Raw genomic sequence first — 13,357 nt, 5'->3', positions numbered from 1 at the left:
GATGGCAATAGATGTAATAGTTGCAGTGAATAATGAAGAAATAGGACAAAAGATAAAAACTATTTTAATTGGAAGTGGTTATAATGTTTTAGCATTATGCACCTATGGAAATGAACTTATACGTGCTATAAGGCAACTTTCACCATCTATAGTTATTAGTGGTTATAAATTTAAAGATATGACATTAATAGATATATATAATAATGTCGGTGAAGTATGTAGTTTTCTTGCAGTAGTTAATGAACCATATAAATCCATTGTTCAAGAAGAAACTGATATATTTTGTGTATCTAGCCCTATAAATAATTCAATATTATTAACTTCATTAGATATGATTTATCAAAGTAATCGAAAAGTTAAAAAGCTAAAAGAAAAGGTAAATGTATTAGAAACAAAAATAAATGAGCGAAAAGTTATAGAAAAAGCCAAAGGTATACTTATGCAACAAAAAGGTATGACTGAAAATGAAGCTTTTAGATATATTCAAAAAAATAGCATGGACCTAGGAGTAAAAATGATAGACTTTTCAAAGAAAATTCTATTAGAAAAATAGATAAAATTTAGGTTGCTAATTCACCATAATAGGAGCTGCCTACGGCAGCTCCATAAAACTAAATTTAAATATAGGAAAAGTGAAAGGAGGATAAAAATGCATAATGATATAGGCTTATATAGAAGCTCTTTTGAGCATGATGCATGTGGAATAGGTGCAGTAGTAAATATTGATGGTAAAAAGACTCATACGGCAGTAGAAGATGCTTTAAATATTTTAATTAACTTAGAACATAGAGGTGGAACAGGAGCTGACGGTAAAACTGGAGATGGGTCAGGCATATTATTTCAAATTCCTCACAGATTTTTTAAAGAGGAAGTCCAGAGACTCGGAGTTATACTGCCAGATGAAGAAGAATATGCAGTTGGAATGTTCTTTTTACCAGTAGATGAATTTGACAAAGTAAATTGTATAAATATATTTGAAAAACTTTGCAATGAAGAAAGTCTTAAAATATTAGCATGGAGAGAAGTTCCAGTAAATCCAGCAGAGCTTGGAGATTTTGCAATTTCATCAATGCCATGTATTAAACAAGTTATAATAGAGAGACCTTATTATATTAAAGATGTTAAAGAATTTGAAAGAAAATTATATATATTAAGAAGAAGATTTGAAAAAGAATTAGTAACTGAAAATGCTTATATTTCGTCTCTTTCATGTAAAACAATTGTTTATAAGGGATTACTTTTAGCTGGACAACTTAAAAACTTTTATAAAGATTTATCTAGTGCAAAAGTTGAATCTTCAATTGTAATGGTTCACTCAAGATATAGTACTAATACTGTTCCTAGTTGGAAAAGAGCACATCCTAATAGATATATAATTCATAATGGAGAAATTAATACTCTTAGAGGAAATATCAATAGCTTACTTGCTAGGGAAGGTAATTTAAAATCAAAAGTGCTCAAAGAAAACTTAAATAAAGTTCTACCTATTATAAATGCAGAAGGATCAGATTCAGCTATACTAGATAATACCCTAGAATTTTTGATTATGAATGGAAGAAGTATTGAAGAGGCTATAATGATGTTAATTCCAGAACCATGGGATAAAAATCAATCTATTTCTAAAGAAGAAAGAGCATTTTTTGAATATAATGCAACTTTGATGGAGCCATGGGATGGGCCAGCAGCTATAGTATTTACTGATGGAGATGTAATGGGAGCAACTTTAGATAGAAATGGATTAAGGCCTGCTAGATATTATATAACTAAAGATAATAGGTTAGTACTATCTTCAGAAGTTGGTGCACTTGATATAAAAAATGAAGAAATAATTTCTAAAGGTAGATTAACACCAGGGAAAATGCTTTTAGTTGATACTAAAAATAGAAAACTTTTAAACGATTCAGAACTTAAAGAAAAGTATTATTCAAGATTACCTTATTTAAATTGGATAGAAAATAATATAATTACTCTTGATAAAATTAAAGTTTATCAAGATAATACTACTGTAATTTCAAAGGATGATAGGCATGTTTTAATGAAAGCTTTTGATTATAGTTATGATGACTTAAAAAATACTATATTACCTATGAGTGAAAATGGACAAGAACCCTTAAGCTCAATGGGGATAGATACACCACTTGCAGTTTTATCAAACTCACCACAATTGCTGTTTAATTATTTTAAACAGTTATTTGCTCAAGTAACAAATCCTCCAATAGATGCTATAAGAGAAGAAGTTATTACTTCTACTACAGTATATATAGGTTCACAAGGAAATATACTAGAAGATTCAGAAGATAACTGTAAACAAATTAAATTATCATCTCCAATATTATCAAATGAAGATTTGTTAAAAATAATAAATATAGACAATAAAGATTTTAAAACAAAAACAATAAGTATTTTATATGGTAAGGAAAATGGAGAGTACGATTTAGAAAAAGCACTAGACAACTTATCTTTGGAAGTAGAAAAAGCTTGTTATGAAGATTATAATATTTTAATTTTAAGTGATAGAGGATTAAATAATAAGCTAATACCAATTCCTTCGTTACTAGCTCTTTCTTCAGTTCATAATTATCTTATTAAAAAAGGTTTAAGAAGCAAAATAGATATTGTAATTGAAAGTGCTGAACCGAGAGAAATACATCATTTTGCAACACTCATATCATTTGGAGCATCTGCAATAAATCCTTATTTAGCTTATGAATCTATAAGACAATTAGAAGATGATAATTTATTAAAAGAAGATTATGATATATCAGTTAAAAAATATAATAAAGCTATACTAAAAGGATTAGTTAAGATTATATCTAAAATGGGTATTTCAACTATTCAATCTTATAGAGGAGCACAAATCTTTGAAGCTGTTGGAATTAACAGTGAAGTCATAAATAAATATTTTACTAATACTGTTAGTAGAATTGAAGGAATATCATTAAAGGAAATACAAGAAGAAGTTTTAATAAGGCATAAAAATGCATTTAGGAAAAGTAATGTGAATTTCGACTTTGTTTTGGATTCGAAAGGAAGAGATAAATTACGTTCTGGAAAAGAAGAACACTTATATAATCCACTAACTATTCATAAATTGCAACAAGCTACAAAGACAGGTAGTTATGAAACATTCAAAGAATATTCAAATCTAGTAAATAGTGATGAAAGATTTTTTACATTAAGAAATTTAATGGATTTTAAATTTTTAAGTAATCCAATACCTATAGACGAAGTAGAGCCTATAGAATCAATTGTGAAGAGGTTTAAAACTGGAGCTATGTCATATGGGTCTATTTCTAAGGAAGCTCATGAAGCTTTAGCCATAGCAATGAATAGGATAGGTGGAAAATCTAATACTGGAGAAGGTGGAGAAGATAGTGATAGATTTACACAAGATGCAAATGGTGATTCAAGAAAATCCTCAATAAAACAAATTGCATCAGGTAGATTTGGAGTTACTTCTGAATATTTAATTAATGCAAATGAATTGCAAATTAAGATGGCTCAAGGGGCAAAACCTGGAGAAGGTGGGCAACTTCCAGGTAATAAAGTATATCCTTGGATAGCTAAAACTAGAGGAGCTACTACAGGTGTTGGCCTTATATCGCCTCCTCCACATCATGATATATATTCAATTGAAGACTTAGCTCAACTTATATATGATTTAAAACAAGCTAATGATAGAGCAGACATATCTGTAAAGCTTGTTGCAGAGGCTGGAGTTGGTACAGTAGCAACTGGAGTTGCAAAAGCTGGTGCAAATGTGATATTAATTTCTGGACATGATGGAGGTACTGGTGCTTCACCTAAGACTTCAATTCAAAATGCAGGATTACCTTGGGAATTAGGACTTGCAGAAACTCATCAAACATTAATTTTAAATGGTTTAAGAGATAGAGTTAGATTAGAAACTGATGGTAAGCTTATGACAGGAAGAGATGTAGCTATAGCTGCATTATTAGGTGCAGAAGAATTTGGCTTTGCCACTGCTCCATTAATTTCTTTAGGTTGTGTTATGATGAGAGTTTGTAATTTGGATAGTTGTCCTGTAGGTATTGCTACTCAAAATAAAGAACTTAGAAATAGATTCAAGGGTAAGCCTGAATATGTAATTAATTTTATGTATTTTATTGCAGAAGAATTAAGAGAATATATGGCAAAATTGGGCTTTAGAACTGTTGAAGAAATGATAGGTAGATTTGATAGATTAAAACAAAAAGAAAATATCAAAGGCTATAAAAGGAGCAAAGTAAATTTATCATCTATCTTTGTTCAGGATAAGAAGTTCCTGAGCTTAAAAAATAAATTCAATAAAAATCATAAAATAGAACTTGCTAAAACTTTAGATAGAAGTCTATTAATTCCTATGATAGAGAAATACTTCAATGGAGAAAATACTTTAAATCTTGATATAGATATAATGAATACTGATAGAACACTTGGAACATTGCTTGGTTCAGAAATTACAAGGAAATATGGATATAACACTTTAAAGGATGATGCTATTACATTAAACTGTACTGGATCAGGCGGACAAAGTATAGGTGCTTTTATACCTAAAGGAATAACAATTAAAGTTAATGGCGATTGCAATGATTATTTAGGTAAAGGCTTATCAGGTGGAAAGATAGTAGTAAAAAATCCTAAGGACTGCAATATAAAGCCTGAAGAAAATATAATTATAGGTAATGTAGCATTATATGGTGCTACTTCAGGAAAAGCATTTATAAATGGAGTTGCTGGAGAAAGATTTTGTGTTAGAAATTCTGGGGCTATAGCAGTTGTAGAAGGTGTTGGAGCTCATGGTTGTGAATATATGACTGGTGGAACGGTTGTTCTACTTGGGGAGTGTGGAATTAACTTTGCAGCTGGAATGAGTGGTGGAATTGCTTATATATATAATAAAAACAACAATTTTAATAGCAATTTAAATAAAGAAATGGTTGAAATTGAAAAATTAGATGATTCAGATATAGATAAGGTAAAATCTTTAATAGAAGAACATGTTGAAGCTACTGATTCTAATCTTGGAATGCAATTATTATTAAATTGGAGTATTGAAAGTAATAAATTCTTAAAAGTAGTTCCAAATGACTACAAAAAGATTATTACTTTAATAGATGAAAAGAAAGCAGAAGGATTAAATCATGAAGATGCTGTATTAGCAGCCTTTTATGAAAGGAGTGCAATATAATGGGAAAACCAACTGGATTTTTAGAGTTTGAAAGAAAAGTAGGTATAAATGATTCTGTAAAAGAAAGAACAACTCATTATAAAGAATTTCATAACTTACTTTCAGAAAGTGAGCAAATAAAACAAGGTGCTAGATGTATGGATTGTGGTATACCTTTTTGTCAATCAGGACTCCTTATAAATGGAATGGCATCAGGATGTCCTCTAAATAACTTAATACCAGAATTTAATGATTTAATATATAAAGAAAACTGGGATTTAGCATTACAAAGGCTATTAAAAACAAACCCATTTCCTGAGTTTACAGGAAGAGTCTGTCCAGCTCCATGTGAATCAGCTTGTACAGTTTCTATAAATTCTCCTGCTGTAAGTATAAAGGAAAATGAAAGATATATAATTGATAGAGCATTTAAAGAAGGTAAAATTAAAGCAATAGAACCTAAATATAGAAATAACAAAAAAGTTGCTGTTATTGGATCAGGCCCATCAGGACTTGCATGTAGTTACCTTTTAAATAAATTAGGATACTACGTAGATGTATACGAAAGAGAAGATAGAGTTGGTGGATTGTTAATGTATGGCATACCTAATATGAAGTTAGATAAAGAAGTTGTAAATAGGAGAGTTACTATCTTAAAAGATGAGGGGATTAATTTCTTTACTAACACAGATATATGCAAAGATAGTCAATTAATAGAAAAGGTATTGAAAGACTACGATGCTGTAGTTTTAGCAACTGGAGCTACAAAGCCAAGAGATTTAAATGTACCTGGAAGAAACTTTAAAGGTATAGAATTTGCAGTTAATTATTTAAAAGAAAATACTAGAAGCTTATTAAATAAAAAAAATACTGACAATTTTATTTCTTGTAAAAATAAAAATGTTTTAATAATTGGTGGTGGCGATACAGGAACAGATTGTGTTGCTACTGCTATAAGACAAGGTTGTAAATCAGTAATACAATTAGAAATAACTAATCCTCTTCCTAAAGATAGACAGAGTAATAATCCATGGCCAGAGTGGAGTAAAACACTTAAAGTTGATTATGGTCAAGAAGAATCTATAGAGTTATTTGGAAAAGATCCTAGAAGATATTGTACTAGTGTAAAAGAATTTATAGGTGATGAAGAAGGTAATGTTAAATCAGCTATTACAATAAAAGTTGAATGTATAAAAGATGAAACGGGTAAAACTACTTTTAAAGAAATACCTAATAGTGAAGAACTGATTGATGTAGATATTGTATTACTAGCAATGGGTTTTGTGGGAACAGAAGAGTATATAATAAGAGGCTTTAATTTGAAATCAGATAATAGGGGAAATATTAAAGCTGACTATGGAAGTTTTATAACTAATAAAGAAAAAGTATTTACTTGTGGGGATGCTAGAAGAGGTCAATCTTTGGTAGTTTGGGCAATAAGAGAAGGCATAGAAGCAGCAATCGCAGTTAATGGGTATTTAGATTTGAAAGAATAATTATTATAAATAGGGGGCATTTATATGACAAATTCATTAATCAAAACAGAAATCCAAATAAAAGCAATTAAAGATTTTTTTGAAAAGACTCTATCAGATAAATTAAACTTAACTAGAGTTTCAGCTCCTTTATTTGTTGAAGCAAATACAGGGATCAATGACAATTTAAATGGTATAGAAAGACCTGTTTCCTTTGATATGCTTGCAGATAAAAAGGAAGTTGAAGTAGTACATTCTTTAGCAAAGTGGAAAAGACTTAGTTTAAAGAGGTATGGCTTTCAGCCGTATTCAGGATTATATACCGATATGAATGCAATTAGAAGAGATGAAGAATTAGATAATCTTCATTCAATTTATGTAGATCAATGGGACTGGGAAAAAATAATTCTTAAAGCAGATAGGAATAAAGAATACTTAAAGAAAACTGTAAAAGATATATATACTGTTTTTAAAGAAATAGAAAAATATGTGAATGAGAATTTACAAACTATGTCTTTTCAACTACCGGAAGATATCTATTTTATAACAACCCAAGAATTAGAAGATTTATACCCAGAGTTATCTCCGAAAGAAAGAGAAAATGAAATTTGTAAGGATAAAGGTGCAGTTTTTTTAATGGAAATTGGGGATTTATTGAATTCTGGAATAAAGCATGATGGAAGAAGCCCAGATTATGATGATTGGACTTTAAATGGAGATATTTTAGTATGGTATCCTGTTTTAAATATGGCATATGAACTTTCATCTATGGGAATAAGAGTTGATGAAGAGGCTTTAGAAAGTCAATTAATTAAAAGTAATTGTGAAGATAGAAAAAAATTGCAATTTCATAAAGGAATTTTGCAAAAAGAGTTGCCTTATACAATAGGTGGAGGAATAGGTCAATCTCGTATATGTATGTTCTTTTTAAATAAACGTCATATAGGAGAAGTTCAATGTTCTATTTGGGATGAAAAAAATAAAGATTTTTGCAGAAAAAGTGAAATAGACTTATTATAGTAAAAATTTCTTCATTTAAAATTTTAGATTTTTCACATACTAATAATGTGAATATCTGAAAAGGAGGTACAAAAGATGATTAAAAAATTTGCTATGTTTTTTATTTTAACAGCTACTGTAATGAATTTCTCAAATTTGAAATACGTACAAGCTGATGACGTAAAGAATAAATCAAATGCTTTTAGAGTATCTAGCGATGCTATAGTTGATTTAGGTAAAGAAAAATTTGATGACTTTTGGACTCCAGAAAATGAAGGTTATCTTAGTGCATCACAAAAAGAAAAATTAAATGAATTAAGAGAAAAAGTAAATAATGGTGATATGTTAACTACTACTGAAAGAAATGAATTAAAAAACATGAAAGCAGAAGTAATAAAAGTTAAATTAGGTGATGCAAAATTTCAAGAGTTACAAAAACTTATTGAAAAAAGAGAAGGTTCAACTGAACTTACGCTACCAGAAAGACAGAGATTATATGAATTAAATAAAGAAGCCAAGAGCGTAAAATAAAAGATATTCACAAAGTGGAAAAGCATTAAAGATAAATTTAATGCTTTTCTTATTTTTGTAAAGTAATAGTCATGTTACTTTATTGATAAAGGCTTAAGTTTATTTCTTAAGAATCAAGAAGCATATTTAAAATGATTTGATTTTTAGTAATTACAAAGCAAGTAAATTTAAATATATACAATTTTTTATAAAAAATATTAGGATTATGTATAAAAAGATGATAAAATTATAAAAACGTATATTTTTAAAAATTATAAGTTTAATATCTGTATTGGAAGGAATGGTTATTATGGAAAAATATAAAGAAGAGTTTATTGAATTTATGGTTGAAAGTAATGTATTAAAATTTGGAGAGTTTGTTACTAAAAGTGGAAGAAAGACACCGTTCTTTATTAACACAGGTAATTATACTACTGGAAAACAATTAAAAAAGCTTGGTGAATTTTATGCAAAAGCTATAAATAAGCATTTTGGAGATAATTTTGATGTTTTATTTGGACCTGCATATAAAGGAATCCCACTTACAGTAACCACAGCAATTTCTTTAAGTGAATTATATAATATAAATGTTGAGTATTGCTCTAATAGAAAAGAAGTAAAGGATCATGGTGAAGGTGGAATTCTATTAGGTGGATCTTTAAGTGATGGAAAAAGAGTTGTTATTGTTGAAGATGTTATGACTGCAGGGACATCAATATATGAAACTACTCCTATTTTAAAATCTCAAGGAGATGTTGATATAAAGGGTCTTATTATATCAGTAGATAGAATGGAAAAAGGGAAATCAGAAAAATCTGCACAAGAAGAAATTAAAGAAGTTTTTGGAATAACTACATATCCTATAGTTACGATGAAAGAAGTTGTGAATTACTTATATAATAGAGAAGTAAACGGTAAAGTATATATAGATGATACTATGAAAAATTCTATTGAAGACTATTATAGTAAATATGGAGTTTCTTATAATAATTAATAAAGTGTTAAAATTAAAGTATTATATAGAGACATGAGTATGTCAAATGAATGAGAAAGATTATGAAATACTTTTATGAATATATAATTTGTATTTATAATTTAATAAGATAAAAAAAGGCTAGCATAACATGCTGGCCTTTTATAATGAAGTATTTTCTGTAAGAAATTTAAAAACTTCAAAAATTAGAGCTACTATTTCTTTATTTTCAAAACCATAAAAATTATGACCACCAGAATTTAAGCTAAGTAGCTTTGTATTAACATCTTGATTTTTGAGCTTATTATATAAATCTACAGAATTTGTATATGGAACTAATTCATCATTTTTGCTATGTATTATTAAAGTGCTTGGAGATGACTCATCCACATAATTGATTGGGCTATATATATCACCTAAAAATGATTTTTCCTTTAACCTTTCTATTTCATCCTTAAATTCTTTATCAGCCACCGAAAAATCTAATGTAGATAATTCTGTAGGACCAAATATATCAATTAGATAATTAACTTTAGATGGATAACTTGCTAAATCTTTATCTCCAATGAATTCATCATCACTTGTATAAGCAGATAGTAAGGATAAATGTGCCCCAGATGATATTCCAAGAAGTCCAATGTCATTAGTGTCAAAATTATATTCATCCTTGTTTTTATATACCCATCTTATGGCATCTTTTACATCACTTACAGGGTTTGAGATAGGGGTATCTTCCTTTAATAATTCATAGGATACACTTATTATACTAAATCCTCTTTTATTGAATGCATTTATTATAGGGTCTAATCCTATTGGAATTCCATTATCGCCATATATCCAACTACCGCCATGTACGTATATAATAACAGGAGAAGGCTTATTAGTAATATTAGATTTATATATGTCTAAAAACACATCCTCAGATAAACTTTCTTTATATTTTAATCCTCTTACATCCATAGATGTAGAACAATAGTAATCAGTTAATTCACTTAAGGTTGCTACACTTTTATTTGAATCTTTTAAATCTTTAATAATATCAAATGTTATTAAAATTGCACCTTTGAAGTAAAAAGCAATAATTAGGGATGTTGTCATAAATGATACTACAAATAATACTATTAATTTATATATTTTCTTCAAAAGATCAACTCCTTATTTTTAAGCTATTAGTATTATAGACAATAAATGAAAATAATAATTTAAATTTAGTTATAAATTATCATTTTTATGAATATATTGTATTAGTACTATTAACTTAAATTAAAACAGGGGGGAGTTGCTTTACATTAGCAGCGGATTTAATAAATGGTAAGTGATTTAGTTAAAGAAGAAGATATTTTAAATACATTAAGCTTTGATTATATATTTGAAAGTATTATAGAATATTTGAAGGATGATAAAGATTTAATAATTAACAATTGTAGTGAAGAATACCTAATAAATATTTTCCAAGGAATTTTATATAAGCTTTCATTTAATGAAGAACAAGTATTAATTTTATACGATGATTATATTAATAAAATTACAGATACAAAATTCATAAAAGACTTAGATAAAAAAGCTATTTATTTAAATAGTTCAACTGACTTTGAAAATAATTTAAAAGAACAATTGTTAAGTTTACCAGAAACTACTGGGAAAACAATTATAAGTAAAGTAGAAGTGTTGTCTAGAAGTATTGATAAAAAGAGTAACCAATTAGTAGATTTAATTAAGTTCTTTACATTAGAAAAGAATAAATCATTATCGCTAATAGAAAAATACAAGACAACTAAAAAGAAATTAAGCAAGTATGATTCCTTATATAAATATTATAGTATATATAGAATAAAGAAGCCTTTTGAAAAATATAGTTACTTTGAAATAACTAGTTGTGTTAATAAAATTATTAATTCTGATATAATAAAAAAATATATAAAATATAGAAGATTTATCGATAATAATAAATTTAAAATCATTAAAGAACCAATTAATTATGAAATGTTAAATTTAGCAATTTATAAAATTGATGAGTTAAATAAAGATGCGAATTTCAAAGTGCCTTTAAAGTACACTCAATATACAGATGACTTTATAGAAACTTTCTCTGTAAACCCTAAGATGCAAAGTGAAGATTTGAAGAACTTAGTTAATATAGTTAACTTAAAATATAATTATAATTTATTAAATCATCAAAAGAAAAATAAGTTATTAAGTTTATTTACTAAAAGAAAAGATAATATAGATTATGAAAATAATATAAATAAATACTCTAGCATTGAAGCTGATATCACAAGAGAGTATGAAGATAATTTAAATAATATGAATTCATATATCAATAAATTAAGCTTTTTGAAGGATATATTAAATAAGAAAGAATTTAATAGCTTATTGACTGATCTTATCAAGGGCGAAGATTTAAAGGATGATTTATTACTATATAGAAAGATATTTAATTTATCTTATGAGATAAGAAGTCTGTTAAATCTAATAAATGCTCTAAGTGAAATTGAAATTGAATTATTAAGCTATGCTTATAATAATACTGAAGACAAAAAGTATATGGAGGATATTATTATAAATATCCCTAAATTAAAACTATATTTGGAAATTGAAGAAGAGGAATTGAAATCCGCTGATACTTTAGATAAATATAATGATTTTGAAAAAATATTAAATGAATTAAATGAAGATATAACAATTAGAAATAGTTTAATACCTAAATCTATAAATTATAAATGGGACAATAAATTAAGAGAAAGACTTCAAATGGTAAAAAATAATATTGAGAAATTTGATTTTTCAAATAAAGAAATGATTGAAGGTTTATTTCCATGTATAATTTCCAAAGTAGATGAGTTACAATTAAAGAATATAGGTGAAAACAATATAAGATTTAATAAAGTAATTTATATAAGTGAAAAGAACAAACTAGATAATCAAACATTAGAAATAATAAAAAAATTAAGTGAAAATATTATAATATTCTGTGAAGATAAAATAGATGATTCTATAAATCTTAAAAGTTATACGAATTTAGATATATCAAATATAAATGAATCATTAATCTCTGAAAATTCAAGTGAAAATATTATTATTAATGAAATACAAAAATACTTAGAAGGATTAGGATATATAAGCGAAAAGAACGTATGCATAGATAAATTTGACATCAAATTATTAATAAAAGATAATAATCTAAATACAATTGCAGCATTAGAAATAGACTCTGAAATTATAAATATTGATTCAACTTATAAATTAAAAGATCTCTATTTAAATAAAGTACTAAATGATAAAAATATCAAATTATATAGAGTATGGAGTAGAGATTGGTGGATAAATAAGTCAAAAGAGTTATCTAAATTAGAGGAATTTTTACAAATGAAATAAAATATTGACTTCATAAAGTTTATACAATATAATATTATAGAAAATTAAATAAGACAGTTCGGAAGCCTCCTGTCTATAAACAAAACTACGGTTATTAATTGCAATTTATATTAAGTGTGATTTTATTCGTAGAGGGTTCATTTATGTGAGCTCTCTATTTTATTTTTACATCTATTATTATCGTAATTTTATTTCGTATGTTTTTATTTTGGAGGTGTCTATTTTAGGCACTTTTTTTATTATTTTTTTAGTAGTGTATAAATAATATTTTGGAGGAGATTACATTGAGAGAAAACGTAACTAAAAAATTAGTCAAAGCAGCATTAGTTGCAGCAATTTATGCAGCACTTACAATCGTGTTGGCACCTATAAGCTATGGACCAATACAATTTAGATTATCAGAGATTTTAGTCTTATTAGCGTTTATAGATCCTTTTTACATAGGTGGATTAACTTTCGGATGTCTTTTAGCAAATATACTAGGTGGATTAGGTATTATGGATATAGTATTTGGAACACTAGCAACATTTTTAAGTGTATCTGCAATATCACTTACAGCTAAATATATTAAATCAAAAAACTTAAGTTTAATTATCGGTTCATTATGGCCAACTATTTTTAATGGTATTATAGTAGGGTGGATGATAAGTGTTGTTTCTGAATTACCAATGGTAATAACTATGCTACAAGTTGGAATTGGTGAGTTTGTAGTTGTTACTGTAGTAGGTATACCAGTATTTAAATTAATAGAAAATAAATATAAGGGCAAAATAGCTCTACAATAAATGATAAGCTTAGATACTTTATAGTTGTCTAAGCTTACTTTTTTATTTACAATAGTTATATACTAATAGA

9 protein-coding genes are annotated in these 13,357 nt (G+C 27.1%); 8 read left to right on the top strand and 1 reads right to left on the bottom strand.

Features of this window, described 5'->3' with window-relative positions:
* Position 1: 1 nt before the first annotated feature.
* From I2E83_RS00370 to pyrE, 6 genes are all read left to right on the top strand, one after another.
* Entirely contained in the window at positions 2 to 553 is a 552-nt protein-coding gene (locus I2E83_RS00370; protein ID WP_195428170.1) for an ANTAR domain-containing protein, read from the top strand.
* A gap of 96 nt (positions 554 to 649) precedes the next feature.
* Complete coding sequence (gene gltB, locus I2E83_RS00365; RefSeq protein ID WP_195428168.1) at positions 650 to 5,191, top strand: glutamate synthase large subunit; 4,542 nt, start codon at positions 650 to 652, stop codon at positions 5,189 to 5,191.
* Positions 5,191 to 6,666: a glutamate synthase subunit beta gene (locus tag I2E83_RS00360; protein WP_195428167.1), complete on the top strand. Its 1,476-nt coding sequence runs from the start codon at positions 5,191 to 5,193 to the stop codon at positions 6,664 to 6,666. Before gltB ends, I2E83_RS00360 begins: the two co-directional genes overlap by 1 nt.
* 24 nt (positions 6,667 to 6,690) lie before the next feature.
* Positions 6,691 to 7,665 (top strand): aspartate--ammonia ligase, encoded by a 975-nt coding sequence (gene asnA / locus I2E83_RS00355; protein WP_195428166.1) that lies wholly within the window; start codon positions 6,691 to 6,693, stop codon positions 7,663 to 7,665.
* Positions 7,666 to 7,740: 75 nt separating this feature from the next.
* Positions 7,741 to 8,175 carry a hypothetical protein gene (locus I2E83_RS00350; protein ID WP_195428165.1) on the top strand — a complete coding sequence of 145 codons (435 nt, stop codon included), beginning with the start codon at positions 7,741 to 7,743 and terminating at the stop codon, positions 8,173 to 8,175.
* 289 nt (positions 8,176 to 8,464) lie between these two features.
* Positions 8,465 to 9,148 (top strand): orotate phosphoribosyltransferase, encoded by a 684-nt coding sequence (gene pyrE, locus I2E83_RS00345; RefSeq protein WP_195428164.1) that lies wholly within the window; start codon positions 8,465 to 8,467, stop codon positions 9,146 to 9,148.
* Between the two features lie 141 nt (positions 9,149 to 9,289).
* Here pyrE and I2E83_RS00340 read toward each other — a convergent pair whose 3' ends face one another.
* Entirely contained in the window at positions 9,290 to 10,270 is a 981-nt protein-coding gene (locus tag I2E83_RS00340; protein ID WP_195428163.1) for an alpha/beta hydrolase, read from the bottom strand.
* Positions 10,271 to 10,435: 165 nt separating this feature from the next.
* Here I2E83_RS00340 and I2E83_RS00335 point away from each other — a divergent pair, with 165 nt between their 5' ends.
* Together I2E83_RS00335 and I2E83_RS00330 are read left to right on the top strand one after the other, a co-directional pair.
* Entirely contained in the window at positions 10,436 to 12,502 is a 2,067-nt protein-coding gene (locus tag I2E83_RS00335) for a hypothetical protein (protein ID WP_195428162.1), read from the top strand.
* 284 nt (positions 12,503 to 12,786) lie between these two features.
* Positions 12,787 to 13,287, top strand: a complete 501-nt coding sequence (locus tag I2E83_RS00330) for a QueT transporter family protein (protein ID WP_195263126.1) — start codon at positions 12,787 to 12,789, stop codon at positions 13,285 to 13,287.
* Positions 13,288 to 13,357 lie beyond the last annotated feature (70 nt).

The organism is Clostridium sp. D46t1_190503_E9, assembly GCF_015555225.1.
Lineage (GTDB): Bacteria > Bacillota > Clostridia > Clostridiales > Clostridiaceae > Clostridium.
The sequence above is the reverse complement of the archived record's forward strand: the minus strand, read 5'-3'. Positions and strand labels throughout refer to the sequence as shown.